Origin of the sequence: Streptomyces venezuelae (genome assembly GCF_008642275.1) — a bacterium.
GTDB classification, from domain to species: domain Bacteria; phylum Actinomycetota; class Actinomycetes; order Streptomycetales; family Streptomycetaceae; genus Streptomyces; species Streptomyces venezuelae_E.
Window position 1 is genome coordinate 100,543 of sequence record NZ_CP029189.1, and the last position, 17,852, is coordinate 118,394.

Consider the following 17,852-nt stretch of genomic DNA (forward strand, 5'->3'; position numbering starts at 1 on the left):
CCGACCCGTGTACGGGTCGGAGGACGTGTGCGCCCCGGCAGCCGGTGGGAGGAGGCCGGTGTGGGGCGAGGGGGAAGGCTCCTACTTCGACGTCCCGAAGTCCTGCGTCCACCACGGGCCGCCGTCGCCCTTGTGGACGCCTATGCCGATCTCCTTGAAGGAGCAGTTGAGGATGTTCGCCCGGTGGCCGGAGCTGTTCATCCACGCCTTCATGACGGCGTCGGCGTCCGACTGCCCGCGGGCTATGTTCTCGCCCAGGCGGGACCAGGCGTAGCCGGCGGCCTCCACGCGGGTGGTCATGGTGGACCCGTCGGGTCCGGTGTGGGACATGACGCCGCTGCGGGCCATGGTGTCGCTGTAGGCGCGGGCCGCGGCGCTCAGCTTGGCGTTCACGGTCAGGGGACCGCAGCCGGCCGTCGCCCGCTCCTTGTTCACCAGGGCGAGGACCGCGGATTCCGAGTCGCCGGAGGAGCTGCCGGATCCACCGGACGAGCCGCCGGAGGAGCCGCCCGACGAACCACCGGACCCGCCGGACGTGCCGGAGCCGCCACCGCTGCTCCCGCCTGACGTACGCGCGGGCTTGCCGGCCGGAGTGGACTTGGCCGGTCCGTCCTCCTCGGCCGCGGGCTTCGCGGGGGCCGAGGACCCGGCGCCTTCGGGCGCCGTCGTCTCGGGCGGCAGCGAGCCGGTGGCGGCCGCGGCATCGGCGGTGACCTCGGGGAGCGGAGCGGTGGGGCTCGCCGTCCCGGCCGTGTCCGCGGGGGTCGGCGTCCCGGTCTTCGCCGCGCCGGCGCCGTCGGCCCGCTGGTCCACCTGCGTACCGCCGCCGGAATCGGCCACGGCGACGCCGACCGCCACCACCGCGGCGGCCGCGGTCACGGACAGGACGATGCGGGTGCGCATCGCCTTCTTCCGCCGTGCTTCGACGCGGGACGGCGTTGCGGGAGTTCGGCTGCTCATGCCTGTGGTACCTCACAGAGGGAAGGGGGGGTGGGGTGCGACCGAGCCTAGGGTCGTGATCAGTGAAATCCGCCCGCTGAGGGGCTTCTTCAAGTTCCCTTAAGGAAGCCCGCAGGGTCGGTTCAGGGGATGATCCGGGTGATCCCCGGCCATTCGGCTGAAACGGATCCAGCGAGCTCTCGGTGAACCCCCGGCGAGCGCCCGCACCGTGAGTCCGGCGCCGGTCACCGCCGGTACAACTCCTCGCGCGTCAAAGCCCTTGCGGGCCGCGGCCGGTCGGCGGATCGCGGGATCGGGCGTCCGGCTCCGGGCGGGACGGGCGAACGCCCTCCGGGCGGTCGGCGGTCCTCCGGCCGCTCGGCCCCCGGCAGACCCCCGGCTCGGCCCCGGCCCGACTGTCGGCCCGGCCCCGTCATCGGTGCTCCGCCGGGACGGAAGGGCGCGCACCAGCGGCGTGTGATCATGTCCGTCGACAGATCCGCACCTCATGGGGGGACCATGCGCACCCGCACCACCACCGCCACGACCGGTCTCGTGACCGCGCTCGCCGCGCTGCTCTTCCTCGTCGGCTGCTCCACGTCCGGGGACGGCCGGCCCGCGGCGTCGAGTTCCGTGGCGTCCGCGCCCGCGCAGAGCGGCGGCGGATCGGGCTTCGAGGGACCCCGGCCGCAGGACCAGAACCTGCTGGCCTGGACCGGGGACCCCAATGACGCGGGGCACGTCACCGCCCAGTCGTCGGCCGGGGTCGGCGGCCGGGTCACCCTGGTACGGATCGTGCTGCGCGAGCAGATCACCTGGTCGAACGTATGGCTGGGCCTGGCGGGCATCGACCCGAACGCCCAGCTCGCCAACTGCTACCTCGGCGTGTACGACGCCAAGGGCGCGCTCGTAGGAGCCACCCCGGACATCTCCCCCCAGCTGATGACCGACGCGATCGCCAAGCCGTTCGCCCTCGGCAAGCCGTTCACCGCGGCTCCCGGGACGTACTTCATCGCTCTGCTGCTCAACGGCACTTGGGCAACCAACGGCCTGACCCTGAAGTCCACGGGCGCCGGCATCTCGGTCAACGCGGGTCTGACGCCCCCGAACCTCCGCTACAGCACCCTCCTGACCGGTCAGACCTCGCTGCCGCCCAGCGTGAACCTCGCCGAGCAGTCCACGAGCACCATCAACACCGGCTGGGCCAGCCAGTGGTACGCGATTTCCTGAACCGCGGCGCCCGCGCGCTCACCCCCGGCTGATCGCGGCCGCCGGCGCCCCCGCGCAGCGGGCGGTGTCAGCGGCTTCGTGCCGGTACCAGGTGGGGTCGACGACCCTGCCGTCGGGGAGCGTGTGCAGGGCCGGTCCCTCGCACCGCACGAAGCCCGCGGCCCTCAGGGCTCCTCGGCAGCGGTGGTTGGCGGTCTCGGTGCCCGCCGACACCGATTCCAGGCCCAGGTGTTCGTGGCCGAACCGGGCGGTGGCCGCCGCCAGTTCGGCCCCCAGGCCACGACCGCGGCAGGCCGGAGCGAGCCAGAGGCCGATGGCCCCGCCGTCGTCCGGGGTCAGCGAACTCATTCCGGCCACCGCGCCCGTGACCGCGTCCACGGCGAGCAGCCGCTGCTCGGCGCCCGGATCCGGGAGCACCACCGGCCGCGCCAACTCCCGCCGTACGGACCGGGGGAAGGCCCGCAGCCGCTCGGCGCGGTTCCCGTCGTGGATGCCGAGGAGGTGCTCGGCGGTCTCGGGGGTGACGAGGGACTTGGGGGTCCAACCGAACCAACGCTGCGCGTCGCTGTCCGCACCGGCGGCGGCACCCACTTCCACGTCCCAGTGGTCACGTGGGGTGTGCAGGACCAACCGGGCGGTCCGTATCGTATGGCGGCCGTCGCCGCAGTGGTCCGGCACGGGCTGCGGGCGGCGCGATCCCAGGCCCAGGATCATCGGTGTGTCCTCACGCGGGAACTGTAGGCGACCCCCCGCACGCCCGACGCGGGAGGGTCGGTCCCGGTCCTGACCGGTCCACGGAACGCGATACATGGCCGAAAGGTCACGCACCCGGCCCGATCGCGCCGGTCAGGGGTCTCCCGCGCGCCGACCCGCTCTCGTACGGCGGCGCGAACGCATCGCTCGACCGGGGGATGCTCGCCGCGGGGCGGAATGCGGGGCCCGGGGCGGAGGTTGGGGCGGACGCGACACTGGACCCGGACGCACTGGAGAGCTCATGAAGATCGGCATCATCGGCGCGGGCAACATCGGCGGCAACCTCACCCGTCGGCTCACGGCCCTCGGGCACGAGGTCTCCGTGGCGAACTCGCGCGGCCCCGAGACCCTGGCCGCGCTGGCCGAGGAGACCGGCGCCACCCCCGTGACGGTGGCCCAGGCGGCACGCGGCGCCGAGGTCGTCGTGGTCACGATCCCCTTCAAGCGGGTGCCGGACCTGCCGTCGGGCCTCTTCGACGAGGCCGCCGAGGGCTTCGCCGTCATCGACACCGGCAACTACTACCCGCGCCAGCGCGACGGCCGGATCGCCGGCGTCGAGGACGAGGGTCTCACCGAGAGCCGCTGGACCGAGCGGCACCTCGGGCACCCCGTCATCAAGGCCTTCAACGGCACCTACGCCCAGGACATCCTCGACCGGCACCGCCCGGCGGGCGCCCCGGACCGGATGGCGCTGCCCGTCGCGGGCGACGACGCGACGGCGAAGAAGACCGTACGCGCCCTGATCGAGGAACTCGGCTTCGACACGGTCGACGCGGGCGGGCTCGACGAGTCCTGGCGCCAGCAGCCCGACACCCCGGTCTACGGCCTGCGCGAGGGTGTCGACGCCGTCACCAAGGCCCTCGCCGAGGCCTCGCCGACCCGCCCGGAGTCCTTCCGCGGCTGACCGCCACCCGCGGGTCCCGGTCCGGCGGGCCCGTACGGGGCGCCCCCGTCGAGCCGTGGCGGGGGCGCCCCGGCGGCCCGGCGCACGTCCGGCCTGGCGTCATATGCCGGTGGGTGACCTACCATGCGGTCATGAGTGATCGTGCGATGCAGGAACCGACCCTCCTTCTCCTGACCGCCCTCGCGGACGAGCCCCGCCACGGGTACGCGATCGCGCGCGAGGTGGAGCTGATCTCGGGCGGACGGGTAAAGATGCGGACCGGCACCTTGTACGGGGCCCTGGAGCGGCTGCTGGGCCAGGGTCTGATCGAGGTCCACGAGGAGCAGATCGTCGACAGCCGGCTGCGCCGCACCTACAGCCTCACCGCCGAAGGCCGGCGGAGCCTGGCCGCCGAGGCCGAGCGGATCGCCGCCACCGCACGTGAGGCGGCGCGCCGGCTGGGCGTCTCCGGAGAGACGGCCACGGCATGAACCTCCGTCTGCTGCGCCTGTACCCGGCCGGCTTCCGCCGCGTGTTCGGCGACGAGATAGCCGAGGCCTACCGGGAGGCGACCGAGGACGCCGGGCCGCTCACCCGGCTGCGGGAGGCCGGGGACATCGTGGCGCACGCGCTGCGGCTCCGCCTGCGGATCGGTTCTGCGCAGCGCGGCGGTCGCCTCTTCGCGGCGGCGGCGCCCTTCGCGCTGGCCGCCACCGGCGCGCACGCCGCCTTCCTGCTCGCCTCGGCCCTCAACCGCGCGTACGTCACCGGCCGCCCCGACGTCGAGACCCCGCTCGGGTACGCGATGTACGGGTTCTCCGTACTCACCCTCATCGGCGTCGTCGTGGCGCTGAGCGGGCGCTTCGGCACCGGCGCCCGGGCCGCGTTCGCCGGCGCCGCGGGAACCGCGGCGTGCCTGGTCGCCGCCGTCCTGCCGGGGGCCCTGGACATGCCGCTGGAGCATCTGGCCTACCTGGCCCCGCCGCTGACGATCGCCGCGCTCCCGCTGCTCTGCCCCCCGGACCTGCACCCGCCCCGCCGGATCGGGACCACGACGGGGCTGGTGGCGCTGCTGCTCTGGGCCCCGCTGTCCGTCGTGCTGCTGGGCCTGCTCGACGCGGGCGGGATCGGCATGGTCCCGCTGTGGCGTTTCACCGTGGCCGTGACGGCCGCACTCGCCCTGGCGGGCCGGCCCGCACTGTCCGGGATCCGTACGTCCGGTCAGTTCGCGCTGGCCGCGGCGCCGTTCCTGGTCCTGGGCCACTTCGCGGGGGTGGTGGGCGAGGACACCGCGCTGCCGTGCCTGGTCCTGCTCGCGTCCACGGGACTGGCCGTGCGCCGGTGGCGGCGCAGGCGTACGGACACGGCCGGCCACGCCTGAACCGCCGGTCAGACCTCGGCGTCGACGCCGGATCCGGCGACGCTGACGCGGATCTTGGACTGGCCGTGGCCGAGTTCCTCCCAGTCCTCCATGAAGTGCGCGGAGAGCCCGTGCCGGGCGGCCAGGTCGACGAGGGTCTGGGTGCGGTAGTAGAAGTCCTCGCGCAGCACCTGGTGTTCGGTGCCGGTGGTGCGGTCGAAGGTGAAGTCGAAGTGGCCCCCTGGCGCCAGGACCCGGCCCACGTGGGCGAAGCACTCGTCGATGACGTCGATCGGCGAGTGCGAGAAGACGCTGTGGGCGTGGACGACGTCGAAGTAGCCGTCCGGGAGGAAGTCCAGCGTCAGGTTCCTGGTCAGGGTCAGGTGCGGGACCTTCGCCTGGAGCCCCCGCTCGGTCAGCGTCCGCTTTGCGGCGATGAGGATGTCGGGCGAGATGTCGATGCCGTAGTAGTGGCCCGATCCGAGGTAGTCGATGAACCGCCAGCCGGCACGGAGGTTGCCGCAGCCGATGTCCAGCATGCGGTCCCCGGGCTTCAGGCCGTGTCGCAGGAGGTAGTCGAACTGCATCTGCCCGAGTGCGAGCCAGCGTTCGTGGGTCTGACTGCCGACCGCGGCCTCGGGGTTGCGGCGGGTGTCCGAGGCCATGACGGCCCGGTAGTAGCTGACGTGGTCGGGGTGCTTGAAGGCCAGCCAGCGGTCGCGGGCGGCCCGCTTCAGGTACGGGGCGATGCGGTGCGGGCGGCTCGCGGCGTAGCGGACCTTGTGGACGAGGGATTCCCGGTTCGCGGTGAGGTTCTTCCTGGTGGCCATGAGCACTCCGTCTCCATCGCAACGTGAATCCCGGGCGGCAGGCAGAAGCGACTGCCGCCGGGGAGGATCTTGGAACCCACCATACGTCGATGACCGACATATACAAATCACCGGACTATCCCCGGAGGGCGGGGAGCGCGGCGCGGCGGACGCGCGGACAGTTCGCGAACATGGATGTTTGCGGCGATATCGCCCAGATTGCCACTCAGTGGCGCGGCGGTCCACGCAACGCGCCCAGGGGCATGACGCCCGGTCAGCCCCACCTCCGGCGGCATGAAGAGACGGAGAACAGAAGCCGGAGGGTCGGCTCGGGATCACCGCCGGAGCCTCGGGTCGGCTCCTCCCACGCGGTGCGGACCGACCGGTACGCCGCCGTCGCCGGGACGCCCGCGTCGGGGACGACGGTTCCGGCCGCCGGGCCCGGCGACGTCCGAGCCCGGGCCGGACGGCGCCCGGACATCGCCGAGGAGGCCTGGGCCGCCCCTTGCGGACCTTGCCGGCCGAGCCAGCGGCGCACGGTGCCGTGCCGGGCAAGGCGCAGGGGCGCCCGCGTACTGGACGTACCCGGGCGGCCCCGACGACGCGGCCGGGTGCGGTGCCTGGCGTCGCGGGCCCGGCAGGATCCGCAAGAGACGGCCTCGCGGCCGTCCGGCTCACGGTCCCGGGCGGCTCGTCGAAGGTGGAGAACGACGCGGCGATCGAACTCGAACGGGGCCGAGGAGCCGCTCCAGTGCCGTGCGGTGCCGTGCGGTGCGGTGCGGTGCCGTCAAACGGCCGGCGCAGGCCGTTCCCGTTCCCCCAGCAGCCGGCTGCGGAACAGGTCGAGGACGGTGTCGAGCGCCTGCCGGGTGGGCTGCCCCGGTTCGTCGACGAGGTGTTCCGTCAGGACGGAGTGCGGCGCGAGGGCGCTCTGCGGGTTCGCCGCGCTCCCGTCGAGCTCGACGGCGACGAAGGCGTCCCCGAGCTCCCGGCGGAGGTGGGCGAACCGGTCGCCGGGGACGAGCCGGTCGCCCCGGAAGCGCAGTCCGAGCACCTGGAGCCCGTCGCGCTCGCACCGTCCCCGGACGACCGCGAGGTCCTCGGGGCTGATGTCGATGGTGCCCGCGCGGCTCGCAGTGCAGGCCAGCGGGAGCGAGGGCTGGGACAGCACGGGGGCGACGAGCCGCTCGTCCGTGGCCATCGCCAGGGCGAATCCGCCGGTCAGGCACATCCCGACGGCGCCGACCCCGGGACCGCCGCAGCGCTCGTGTTCGGCGGCCGCCAGCGCGCGCAGCCACCCCACGACGCGCGAGCTGCGCCCCGTGGCCAGCAGCGTGAACTCACGGCTCACGCACACCTTCCACAGCGACGAGGCCATGTAGCGGCCGGCGCTCGACCGGCCGACCCTGCCGGGATCCGCGTCCCGGCCGGGTTCGCCGAAGAGCACCGGGAGTACGGCCGTACAGCCCGCCGCAGCGACGTGCTCGGCGAACGCGATGACCTTGGGGGTGATGCCCGGGATCTCCGCCATGACGATCACCGCGGGACCCGTGCCCCGGCGCAGGATCCGGCGGGTGGCACCGTCGTGGGTGAACGTGCTCTTCTCGAACCCGCTCAGGTCGTGGTCTGCCACGCGCCCGGCTCCTTCCGACGGCTCTCTCCTGGACGACTTCAAGTTACCGACAGGTAGAGCCTTCTGGTCAAGGCGCGTGCGGCACGTTCCGGTGCAGCCGGCCCGCACGGCGCGCACCCGGCGCCGTCCCGCACCCCGTTCACCCGGGCGGCGGAGCGCGCCGGGCGGGCGGAGTGCCGCCGGGCGAGGCTGGGACGGAGCGGCCACGCCCGCCGTGGGCCCTCGCCCGGTCCGGTCCGGCCCGGGCCCGGCCAGGTACCGCCCGAGGAGGCTCACGCGATGGAGAACGGCCCCGGCCACGACGCCTCCGGACCGATCGGCGCCGCTCACCGTGCAGCGCGCGGCAGCGGTACCTTCGCCGACCGCGCCGACTTCGACGACGCCACCCGCGGCTTCGTCGCCGCCCTGGAGCCCTGCGTGATCCGGGCCGAGGACGACAGCGTCGTCTGGGACGGCGACGCCTACGCCTTCCTCAACGGGGACCGTCCGGACACGGTCCATCCCAGCCTGTGGCGCCAGAGCCGCCTCGTCGCCCTCCAAGGGCTCTTCCAGGTCGTGGAAGGCGTGTACCAGGTGCGCGGCCTGGACCTGTCGAACATGACCCTCGTCGAGGGCGAACGCGGCGTCGTCGTCATCGACCCGCTGATCAGTGAGGAGACGGCGGCCGCGGCCCTCGCCCTGTACCGGGCCCACCGCGGGGACCGTCCGGTCACCGGCGTCCTCTACACCCACAGCCACGCGGACCACTTCGGCGGCGTCAAAGGGGTCACCACCCAGGCCGAGGTCGACGCGGGCGAGGTCCCGGTCGTGGCGCCCGAGGGCTTCCTCGAACACGCGGTCAGCGAGAACGTGTACGCCGGTACCGCCATGGCCCGCCGCGCGGGGTACATGTACGGGGCCGGCCTGCCCAAGGGCCCGCGCGGCCAGGTCGGCGCGGGTCTCGGCCAGACCACTTCCACCGGCCGGGTCACGCTGATCCCGCCGACCGTCGACATCACCCGTACCGGCCAGGAGGAGACGGTCGACGGCGTGCGCATGGTCTTCCAGCTGACCCCCGGCACCGAGGCACCTGCGGAGTTCAACCTGCTGCTGCCCGACCACCGGGCGCTGTGCATGGCCGAGAACGCCACCCACACCCTCCACAACCTGCTGACCCTGCGCGGCGCCCTCGTACGCGATCCGCGCGCCTGGGCCGCCTACCTCACCGAGTCCATCGCGCTGTTCGGCGACAAGTGCGACGTGGTCTTCGCCTCCCATCACTGGCCCACGTGGGGCCGCGAGCGGGCCATGTCCTACCTGTCGCAGCAGCGCGACCTGTACGCCTACCTCCACGACCAGACGGTGCGCCTGCTCAACCAGGGGTACACCGGGACCGAGATCGCCGAAACGCTGCGCATGCCGCCGGCGCTGGAGGCCGCCTGGCACACCCACGGCTACTACGGGTCGGTCAGCCACAACGTCAAGGCCGTCTACCAGCGGTACATGGGCTGGTTCGAAGGGAATCCGGCGCTCCTGTGGCAGCACCCGCCGGAGGAAGCGGCCCGCCGCTACGTCGAGTTCATGGGCGGCGCGGACGAGGTCCTGCGCCGGGCGCGGATCTCCTTCGAGCAGGGCGACTTCCGCTGGGTCGCCCAGGTGGTCGACCACGTCGTCTTCGCCGACCCGTCGAACGCGCTGGCCCTGCGGCTCCAGGCCGACGCCCTGGAGCAGCTCGGCTACGGCGCCGAGAACGGCACCTGGCGCAACTTCTACCTCACCGGTGCCCAGGAACTGCGCGGCGAGCAGGTCGGGACCCCGGCCACCGCCGCCTCTCCGGACGTGCTCGCGGCCCTGAGCCTGGACCAGTTGGTGGACTCCCTCGCCGTACGGGTCGACGGGCCCCGCGCCTGGCACGCGGACGTCGCCGTCCGGTTCGTCCTGCCCGGCTCGGACCCGCTGACGCTGCGCCTGGCCAACGGTGTGCTGACCGGTGTCCGCGGGGACAACCCCGCCGCCGGCCGGCCGCACGCCGTCCTGGTGCTCGGCGAGCCGCTGCTGCGCGGGCTCCTGCTCGGCGCCCTGCCGCCGGACGACCTCCTGGGGCACGAGGGGGTGGCCCTCGACGGCGATCCGGCGGTCGTCGCCGAACTGTTCGCCTACCTCGACTCCCCCGACCCGGACTTCGCGATCGTCACCCCCTGACCCGCCGGGCGGGCCTCTATGCTGCGGGAATGATCAAGCCGATTGAACTGGTGATATTCGACTGCGACGGGGTGCTGGTCGACACCGAACGCATCGCGGTTCCCCTCCAGGTCGCGCTGGGAGCGGAGCTGGGCTGGCCGCTGACCGAGGACGAGGTCATGGACCGCTTCGTCGGGCGCTCCAACGCCTGCATCCTGGAGGACATCGCCGCCCGGGTGGGCAACGAGACGGCAGACCTCTGGCGGGATCTGTTCGAACAGCGCCACCGCGAGGCGGTGGACGCCGGGTTGTCGGCCGTCGAGGGAGTGCCCGAGGCACTGGGCACGATCACCCTGCCGACCTGCGTCGCCTCCAGCGGCTCGCACGAGAAGATGCGCCACACCCTCGGCCGCACGGGCCTCTACGAGCACTTCGAGGGCCGCATCTACAGCGCCACCGATGTGCGCCGCGGCAAGCCGGCCCCGGACCTGTTCCTGTACGCGGCGCAGCGGATGGGAGTCGACCCCGCGGCGTGCGCGGTGGTCGAGGACAGCCGCCCGGGCGTCGAGGCCGCCCGGGCCGCCGGCATGCGGGCCTTCGGCTACGCGGGAGGACTGACCCCGGCCGGACGGCTTGAGGGAGCCGGCACCGTCGTCTTCCACGACATGCGCGACCTGCCCGGCCTCATCGCCGCGGGGTGACCGCAGGTGGCCGGGCCGCCACCTGCGCACCATCCTTCAGTTCCCGAGGTTCAACAGCCCAGTGTCCTTGTAGGTGTTGGCGATGTAGATGTCGGGGAACAGGGGCTGCGACGTGCCGTCCGACCGCTCGACCCTGGCCGTCATCGTGACCCCCTGGGGGATCGTGCTGTCGCTGTTCCGGTAGTCGGGCGTCACCTGGTAGAAGATCGCGTCGTTCGGACCGAGAATGCCGCCCTTCGCCACAGGCTTCATCGAATTCTGGGCGAGGGTTTCATAGGTGCGCATGCTGGGTGTTCCGGTGTTCATTCCCTGCTGCCAGCAGGGGACGAGATTGATCTGCCCGCCGTCCTCCACGGCGCCTGTTCCACCGAGGACATTGGCGATCAGGTGACACCGGGCAAGGCCGGCCGTGGACGAGTTCGCCTGACGGAACAAGTCGGCGTCCGCCCAGCCGGTGATGTTCCCCTTCGCGTCACTGCCCTTCCCTGACAGCGTGCCCAGGCACGCCTGGGCCGCGGATGCCCGAGTGCCGGGAGGACCGGGCGGAGTGGTGGTCTTGTTGACATGCAGGACCGGTTCGGTCGTGTTCTTGATCCACCCGCTGCCGGAGGTGAACGCCCCGGCCGGAGTGCTCTGACGGCATACGGCGTACGGCTCGGCGATCGAACCCCCGATCTCTACGGTGAACTGGTCGTTCTCCACCACTCGCTGGTTGGTGAAGCCCTCGGAGAGCTGACGCTCAGCAGCCTGGTGGTCCGCGAGCGGGACGTGAGCGCGCGCGCAAGGGCTGCTCGTGCTGCCGTCCAGCACATCGACGACCCACCCGCGGGCGCTGAGACGGGGAAGGAGCTCAGCGCACTGAGCACCGTCGGTTCCCCCCTCGTGGGCGGCCGCGAAGGGGAACCCGGCGCAGCTGTCGGTTGCAACCAGGTCCGTGCGGGCCTGGAAGGTGCCGCAGGTCCGAGCGGCCCGGTCGGCTGCGCCACTCTTGGCCCGAGTGAGCGGCTTGTTGAGTCCCCAGCCATCGGGAAGGTTGTTCTGGGCCCACAGGTAGCCGGCCGCCGCAGCCCCCGCGCCCTGCGGGTTCTGCTGGTCGCTCATCCTGACGATCGGCATGACGCTGGGCACGACGCAGCCGGGGTCGGGGGCACCGGCGGTGGTCGTGTCCCGAACGGCGTCGTCACAGCGGATCTTCTTCGGGTTGCTCCAGGAGGCGTTCGGGTCCGTGATCTGGACGCCTGGAGCGGTCACGAACATCTCGTACGACGTCGTGAAGTCCACGGAGGTACCGGCAGCCGGAGTGGAGGCGTAGGCCAGGTCGCCGCTGATGGCCTTGCCCTTGATCATGTTGTCGCCCTTCCCGTACCACGGGGCGGATGTGGTTGCCTTGCAGCCGGCCGAACACGCGCCTCTGAACCTCACGTTCAGGGCGGTGACAGCCCCCGTCGCGTCGGTCATGGTGACCGACACCTTCTCCTTCCACTGGGTGCCCTTGGCGGGCAGGATGGAGCTGCTGGAGACATTGAGCGTTCCGGTACCGACCGGCTTGCCGTTGCTGTCCCTGAGCGTGTACAGGACGGTTATGCCGTACACGCAGTACCCGAAGCGGCCGTACCACCACTGCCCGCGGGTCGTGATCTCGCAGCTGCCCGAGTCGGCGGCCGGGGCCGCCGCCGGCGCGGTGGCCAGGGCCTGCCGCCCTGACGGCGTCACCGGCTCGGCACTCATGGCGACACAGGCCCGTACGGCGCCCGCCCTGCGCTCGTGGGAGCCGGCGGCTGTGGGCTTGCAGTTCTCCCCAGGCGGCACCGTGACGGGCTGAGTCCTGCTGGGGTTGGCGACGGCGTTCAGGACAGCCGGCGCCCTGCCCGGCGCGTCCTGGCCGTCGGCGACGGCGGTGCCGGTCGCAGTGAGGCTCAAAGCGAGCAGAAGTCCGGGAAGTATTCGTCTCGTGCGCGGTGAAGTCATGTCTTCTCTCGGTGGAAGGTCATCCCAGGCGCGTCCTGAAAATGGCCGCGCGATCAGTCGAGCAGCGCTGCGTTCTGACGTTCACGGCGAGGAAAAGCGCCCGTCGGACCGTCGTCATGAGCCGGCGGACGCGAGGGCATGCCGCGGGTGGAGGCGGCATGGACGATTGCGCCGGCGTCGCCCACGGCGCTGAGCGTGGGCGCGGCACTTCGGTCGTTGGAACGCCTCCGCACCCGTCGACAGGGGGCGGAGGCGTTCCCGGCCTCACGTGTGTCAGGCAGGCCGGCTGCCTCACGGGCTAGCTGATGGACTTGATGGCGCCCCATCCACCGGTGCCGACCTGGACGCTGGGCCCGTCGATGGGTCCGTGGATGTCGGCGCCGCCCTTGTAGAACTTGAGGGTGCCGTCGCCGGCGGTGGCCCACATGTCGGCGACCCCGTCGCGGTTGGCGTCCGCGGCACCGGCGATGAGCGGCCGGTTGGCGACGGTGTAGCCCCGGCCGAACTCGGTGCGGTCGCTGAAGGTCTTTCCGTCGGGCTGCCCGAGGTAGACGTAGAAGATCCCGTCCCGGGTGTCGCGGGCCAGCAGGTCGGGACGGCCGTCCTGGTTGGCGTCGCCGAGGGCGCTCAGGTCCATGACGTCCCATCCGGAGGTGCCGATGACGATGGGAGCGGAGACGGCCGCCGCGGTGCCGACGACACCCGGGTACAGGAAGAGCTTGTTGGAGTGCGTGACGACCAGGTCGGGCTTTCCGTCACGGTTGGTGTCGCCGACACCGACGACCTGGGCGCCGGAGGGCAGTCCGCTGCCGATGTCGACCGGCGAGCCTATGGTGCCGTTGCCGAGGTTGGGATAGACACGAAGCTCGCCGCCGACACGGGCGACGACGTCCTCCATTCCGTCGCCGTTCCAGTCGCCCCGATGTGTCACGGAGGATCCTGACCATCCGCCCGTGCCGATGACGGTGGGCGCACCGAGGGCGCCGGTACCCGTGCCGGGGTACAGGAGCAGCTTGCCGTCCTCGTCGACGGCGACCATGTCGGGCTTCTTGTCGCCGTTCATGTCACCGGCGACCGGGGTGACGTTGCCGCTGATCCAGGAGCGCAGGTCGTCGATGCGGGTGGCCACGGCGCCGGTGCGGGTCTCGGTGGCGGGGGTTCCCAGACATCCGCCTTGCCAGGACCGGCTGGTGACGGCGACGAGTTCCTGGGTCTGGCCGTTGGTGCGCAGGACCGGGCCGCCGGCGTCGCCCTTGCAGATCACGGCGTCGCCGGTCGGGGTCAGCGCGATGTTCGCGGAGCTGTCCCCGGTCGCGGTGAATGCGCCGGTGTGCAGGATGTCGGGTACCCAGGTGGTCCTCGTCTGGCCGAAGCCGGCTGCCGTGACGGACTGGCCTGCCGTGACGGGCGTGGTGGCCAGGGCGACCGGCTTCACACCGGCGATGCCGGTGTTCAGTTTGACCAGGACGAGGTCCCGGTCGGGGTACGGGACGAGTTCCACCGCGGTGCGCACGGTACCGGTCGAGGTCTGCGTCAGGTTGGTCCGCCCGACCGTGACGGTGGTGGCGACGGCGGGCTTGCCGGCCGCGGGCTTGGCATCCGCGGCGAAGCAGGAAGCAGCTGTCAGGACCCAGCGCTGGGAGACGAGCGTTCCGGTGCACGCGCGCTCGGAGTTGCCTATCTGGATACGGGCGGTGAAGCCGTAGGCCGCAGTGGCGTCGGGGCCGTGCAGGGCCTGGGAGGGGGAGCTGAGCAGGCTGAGGCCCACCGCGCCGAGCGCGACGGCACCGGAATACTTGGCGCGTCTTGTGAACTGTGACATGTGATTCTCCGAAGGACTGAGACGTGAGGGGCCGGGCGGGGGTCCCGAGGGTGCGCTGCGGTTCGGGGCGCGGCCCCGGCCTGGCCGGACCGCAGGGCGGGCCGGTGCTTGACGTGCGGGGTGTGCAGGGTGTGCGGGACTATCGGCGTACGAACTGGATCGTCACCGGGGAGAGGACGTCGTCGACGACTTCCTCGACCTTCTTCGCGACGGATTTCACGGCGGGGACGACGCCTCCGCCGGCGCCTCGCGTGAGCAGGTTGAGGGCGAAGCCTCCGGCGGCGTTGACGAACTCGCTGCTGGTGAAGCCGTACTCGATGCCGGTGGCGACGGCGCTGACCCCGCCGGCCACAAGGGAGACGCCCGCGAGGATGGCGGAGATGGTGACGGTGAGCGGGGCCGCGGGCAGGAAGACGGAGGCGACGGCGAAGCCGGCCGCGAGCAGGCCGGTGGCCGTGCCGACCGTCCCCGCGGCGTCAGCCCACCACTTGGCGTCTTCCCACCACTCCTCGCCCTCGGTCTGGGATCCGTTCGGATTCACCTGGTCGTTTTCGGGTGCGTCGGACGGGTTGGTCTTGGTGTCGCGGTCCTTCTTCGCCTGCGCGGCGGCCCGGGACGCCTCCTCCGCTATCTCCTGGGCGCGCATGTTCACCTGGATCTGCCGCGCTTGGCTCGCCGCGTTCGCCGCTGCGGTGGCGTTCTGGCCCGCTGTCACCGCCGCGTTGTGGGCGCTGGCTGCCGATCCGCGGGCCTGGGCCGATGACGCCACGGCGTTGCGTGCGGCGTCGATGGCGCGGTTGGCGGAGTAGTTCGCGGCGCGGTAGGCGGTGCGCGCGCTGTTGGCGGCGTTCGCGGCCTTGACCGCGGAGGCCTGGGCGTCGGCGGCCGACTTGTCCGCGGCGTTGGCGTTGGACTCGGCCTGGCCGGCGTAGAGGGAGGCGTCGGCGGACGCCCGGAGGGCCTTGGCGGCCCACTCCTGTGCGGCCTGGCCGGCCTTTCGCGCGTCCGCTGCCACCTGCGACGCGAGAGCGGCTTCCTGCTGGGCCTCCTTGGCGAGCTTGTAGGCGGCAGCGATGACGCCCTTCATGGCCGATTCGTGGCTGAGGGAATCGTGGTCGAGCTGGGCCGCCTTGTGCTGGAGCTCCTCGACCAGGACGCGTTTCATCCAGCCGGGGCCTTCCAGAGCCACTTCGGCGTACGACCGGGTGTAGGGACCGCCGGTGGTGAGGAGGGATCCGGCGGTGACGTTGTCGTCCTCCCTCACGGCCTTCTCGAGCTCGGTGTCGAAGAAGGTCTGCAGTGACTGCGGCGTGTTGGAGTTGAGGGCGTCGTTGCCGACCCGGATGACGCCCTTGCCCGGGTTGGCGTTGAGGATGCGGAAGATGTTGGTGCGGTTCTCGGTGGCCCGGGCCCTGAGTACGCCGGAGGTGTTGAAGTCCCCCACGGCCTGGGCGCCGCCGTTGGCCAGAGCCGCCGCGGCGGCTGCGGCGACCGTGGGATCGGAGACCTTGGAGATGTACAGAGCGGTCTCGCGGTCGTCCTGTGCCTCGGCGAGGGCGCGGTCCAGGTCGATCCACGAGTACACGTCCCAGTCGGTGCCCGCGAGCGCGAACTGGGCGGCTTCCCTCGTCCACGTGCCCTTCGAGCTCAGCAGGGCGATCGCGGCCTTGCGGCCCAGCGTGGCGGCGAGGCTCATGTCATCGGCGGACAGTGCCTGCTCCGCCCGGCTGATCAGGTCCTTGATCGCCGCTTCCGTCTGCTGCTGCTGCGTCCGCCTGCCCGCGGCGGCCGCGCGGTCGGCGGCGTCCGCCGTGGCGAGCGCACGTGCTTCCTGGAGGGCCTGCTTCTTGTCCTCCTCCAGGTTCGCGAGCTCGGCTTCGCGGGCCTTCTTCTCCACCGCCTCGGCGTCCACGACCGCCTTGAAGGCCGCGTCGGCCGCCTTTACCGCCTCACCAGCATGGGCGGTGGACTTGTTCGCGAAGTCGATGGCCTGGCCGGCGTGCTTCACCGCGTCCTCAGCGGCATCGGCGGCCTTCTCGGCGTGCCCGGCCGCCGAGTTCGCCGCGTCACGCGAGGCACGCGCCGAGGCGGCGGAGGCGTTGGCCAGGCTCTGTGCCCTGGCCGCGGCGCTGGTCGCCTGCTGCGCGGCGGTGCCGGCGATCTCGGCCTGCCGCTTCGCTTGCGCGGCCTCGCCCTGAGCCGCGCCCGAAGCGGCGGCGGCCTGCGCGGAGGCGGTGGCGGCCGCCGACGCGTTGCGCGCGGCCGACGCGGCCGCGGCACCCGCACCGGCCGACTGCTGGGAGGCGACGGCCGCCTGATCCGCGGCGGCGGCCGAGTTGCGCGCCTGGGCGGCCGCGTTCCGGGCGGCCACTGCGGCGTTCTTGGCCTCGCCGCTCTTGGAGGCGTCCTTCGCGGCCGCGATGGCGGCGTTGTAGGCACGGGAGGCGGCCGCTCCCGCGGCAGCCGCCGCTTGGGAGGCGGCGGCGGCCGCGGACGAGGCGCGGCGCGAGGCTTCGACGGCAGCGTTGGAGGAGCGGATCGCGGTCCGCGAGGCGGAAGCCGCTCCCTGAGCCGCTGTCGCGGCCTTCGTGGCTGCGGCGGCCGACTTGTCCACGTTGCCCTTGGCCAGTGCGGCTTCGGCAGCCGCGGTCTCGGCTGCGCGCTTCGCCTTGTCCGCGGCGTCGACGGCCCGCTCCGATGCCTCGATCGCCAGATCGGTCTTGGCCCGGGCACGCTGCGACTCGCGTGTGACGACAGCGACGAGCTGCTCGATGGATGCCGCTTCCCGGTCCCTGGCGCGGGCGATGTGCTGCCCGGTGTCGAGGTACCACTGGATGTCGTCGGCGGTGCCGCTGAGGGCGCGGTTCGCGTACTTGGTGACCTCCGGCCCTGCCTTGGCGAGGCTCGCGGTGATGTCGATGCGCATGTCCTCGAGGCGGGCCGTGTACTGCCCCGTGGCGAGGAAGGTCTCCAGCGCGCTCTGGGTGCCTGCGTCGATGGCGGCGGAGCCGTCGCGCTTGACGGCCTTCCCTCCGTTGCCGATCACCGCGAGGGCGGTGATGCGGAGGTCTTCGGATATCGCGGACCGGTAGCCCTCCCGCACGAAGGCGGCGATCGCACCGTCTCCCGCGTCGAGGGCCGCCGAGGAATCCCTCCGTACCGCCTTTCCGCCTCGGGCCAGGTAGGAGAACACGGCGACGCGGTTGTCCTCGGCCGTCGTCTTGGGCAGCTGCTCGGCAAGGAAGGCGGCGATGTCTTCGTCGGTACCGCTCAGAGCGTGGGCGGCGGCAGGCCGCGTCGCCTTGCCGCCGAGCATGTAGGCGCGGACCGCCTTGGCCCGCGGAGTGTCGGGGAGTTGGAGCAGGTCCCCGGTGTTGCCGGGGGCACCGTCCGCGCGGGCCGGCGAACTGAGGAAGGCTGGAGTGGACGCGGCGGCCACAGTGGCTGTCACTGCGGTGACGAAGCGCCGACGACTCCAGAAGGTTGTCTGCACGCAAGAACCTTCGTTCGATCGGTTGGATGGATGTATCGCGTCCGGCCCGGCAAGGGCGGCGGCGCCGTCAGAAGGGGGAGACGTCCCTCAGCACGCCGTGT

The 17,852-nt window shown here is 72.4% G+C and carries 13 protein-coding genes; 6 read left to right on the plus strand and 7 right to left on the minus strand.

The features are described 5' to 3' along the window. Window positions 1-81: 81 nt before the first annotated feature. A complete protein-coding gene (locus DEJ51_RS00390) occupies window positions 82-960 on the minus strand; it encodes a CAP domain-containing protein (protein ID WP_150255242.1) in 879 nt (292 codons plus the stop codon). Between the two features lie 498 nt (window positions 961-1,458). Here DEJ51_RS00390 and DEJ51_RS00395 point away from each other — a divergent pair, with 498 nt between their 5' ends. Next, window positions 1,459-2,169, plus strand: a complete 711-nt coding sequence (locus DEJ51_RS00395; RefSeq protein ID WP_150255243.1) for a hypothetical protein — start codon at window positions 1,459-1,461, stop codon at window positions 2,167-2,169. Window positions 2,170-2,187: 18 nt separating this feature from the next. Here DEJ51_RS00395 and DEJ51_RS00400 read toward each other — a convergent pair whose 3' ends face one another. Continuing rightward, window positions 2,188-2,883: a GNAT family N-acetyltransferase gene (locus DEJ51_RS00400; RefSeq protein ID WP_190620095.1), complete on the minus strand. Its 696-nt coding sequence runs from the start codon at window positions 2,881-2,883 to the stop codon at window positions 2,188-2,190. 94 nt (window positions 2,884-2,977) lie between these two features. Here DEJ51_RS00400 and DEJ51_RS00405 point away from each other — a divergent pair, with 94 nt between their 5' ends. From DEJ51_RS00405 to DEJ51_RS00415, 3 genes are all read left to right on the plus strand, one after another. Beyond that, complete coding sequence (locus tag DEJ51_RS00405; RefSeq protein ID WP_263411692.1) at window positions 2,978-3,826, plus strand: NADPH-dependent F420 reductase; 849 nt, start codon at window positions 2,978-2,980, stop codon at window positions 3,824-3,826. A gap of 131 nt (window positions 3,827-3,957) precedes the next feature. Then, window positions 3,958-4,296, plus strand: coding sequence for a PadR family transcriptional regulator (locus DEJ51_RS00410; protein WP_150255247.1), 339 nt, complete (start codon window positions 3,958-3,960; stop codon window positions 4,294-4,296). Next, window positions 4,293-5,186, plus strand: coding sequence for a hypothetical protein (locus DEJ51_RS00415; protein ID WP_150255249.1), 894 nt, complete (start codon window positions 4,293-4,295; stop codon window positions 5,184-5,186). The genes DEJ51_RS00410 and DEJ51_RS00415 overlap by 4 nt, the downstream gene beginning before the upstream one ends. A gap of 8 nt (window positions 5,187-5,194) precedes the next feature. Here DEJ51_RS00415 and DEJ51_RS00420 read toward each other — a convergent pair whose 3' ends face one another. Next, window positions 5,195-5,995 (minus strand): class I SAM-dependent methyltransferase, encoded by an 801-nt coding sequence (locus DEJ51_RS00420; protein ID WP_150255251.1) that lies wholly within the window; start codon window positions 5,993-5,995, stop codon window positions 5,195-5,197. Between the two features lie 766 nt (window positions 5,996-6,761). Continuing rightward, complete coding sequence (locus tag DEJ51_RS00425) at window positions 6,762-7,607, minus strand: dienelactone hydrolase family protein (RefSeq protein WP_150255253.1); 846 nt, start codon at window positions 7,605-7,607, stop codon at window positions 6,762-6,764. Window positions 7,608-7,886: 279 nt separating this feature from the next. Here DEJ51_RS00425 and DEJ51_RS00430 point away from each other — a divergent pair, with 279 nt between their 5' ends. Continuing rightward, the gene (locus tag DEJ51_RS00430; RefSeq protein WP_150255254.1) at window positions 7,887-9,788 is read left to right on the plus strand and encodes an alkyl/aryl-sulfatase; all 1,902 of its coding nucleotides are present in this window, start codon (window positions 7,887-7,889) and stop codon (window positions 9,786-9,788) included. A 29-nt stretch (window positions 9,789-9,817) separates the two neighbouring features. Further along, complete coding sequence (locus DEJ51_RS00435) at window positions 9,818-10,468, plus strand: HAD family hydrolase (protein ID WP_150255257.1); 651 nt, start codon at window positions 9,818-9,820, stop codon at window positions 10,466-10,468. A 36-nt stretch (window positions 10,469-10,504) separates the two neighbouring features. Here DEJ51_RS00435 and DEJ51_RS34815 read toward each other — a convergent pair whose 3' ends face one another. From DEJ51_RS34815 to DEJ51_RS00450, 3 genes are all read right to left on the minus strand, one after another. Then, entirely contained in the window at window positions 10,505-12,388 is a 1,884-nt protein-coding gene (locus DEJ51_RS34815; protein ID WP_223835586.1) for a DNA/RNA non-specific endonuclease, read from the minus strand. A gap of 346 nt (window positions 12,389-12,734) precedes the next feature. Further along, a complete protein-coding gene (locus DEJ51_RS00445) occupies window positions 12,735-14,258 on the minus strand; it encodes an FG-GAP-like repeat-containing protein (protein ID WP_150255259.1) in 1,524 nt (507 codons plus the stop codon). A 139-nt stretch (window positions 14,259-14,397) separates the two neighbouring features. Beyond that, window positions 14,398-17,709, minus strand: coding sequence for an ALF repeat-containing protein (locus DEJ51_RS00450; RefSeq protein ID WP_223835587.1), 3,312 nt, complete (start codon window positions 17,707-17,709; stop codon window positions 14,398-14,400). Window positions 17,710-17,852: the final 143 nt, after the last annotated feature.

Coding starts and splice junctions, on each gene's coding strand:
- DEJ51_RS00390 (WP_150255242.1), bottom strand. CDS start 960: ATGAGCAGCCGAACTCCCGCAACGCCGTCCCGCGTCGAAGCACGGCGG.
- DEJ51_RS00395 (WP_150255243.1), top strand. CDS start 1,459: ATGCGCACCCGCACCACCACCGCCACGACCGGTCTCGTGACCGCGCTC.
- DEJ51_RS00400 (WP_190620095.1), bottom strand. CDS start 2,883: ATGATCCTGGGCCTGGGATCGCGCCGCCCGCAGCCCGTGCCGGACCAC.
- DEJ51_RS00405 (WP_263411692.1), top strand. CDS start 2,978: ATGGCCGAAAGGTCACGCACCCGGCCCGATCGCGCCGGTCAGGGGTCT.
- DEJ51_RS00410 (WP_150255247.1), top strand. CDS start 3,958: ATGAGTGATCGTGCGATGCAGGAACCGACCCTCCTTCTCCTGACCGCC.
- DEJ51_RS00415 (WP_150255249.1), top strand. CDS start 4,293: ATGAACCTCCGTCTGCTGCGCCTGTACCCGGCCGGCTTCCGCCGCGTG.
- DEJ51_RS00420 (WP_150255251.1), bottom strand. CDS start 5,995: ATGGCCACCAGGAAGAACCTCACCGCGAACCGGGAATCCCTCGTCCAC.
- DEJ51_RS00430 (WP_150255254.1), top strand. CDS start 7,887: ATGGAGAACGGCCCCGGCCACGACGCCTCCGGACCGATCGGCGCCGCT.
- DEJ51_RS00435 (WP_150255257.1), top strand. CDS start 9,818: ATGATCAAGCCGATTGAACTGGTGATATTCGACTGCGACGGGGTGCTG.
- DEJ51_RS00445 (WP_150255259.1), bottom strand. CDS start 14,258: ATGTCACAGTTCACAAGACGCGCCAAGTATTCCGGTGCCGTCGCGCTC.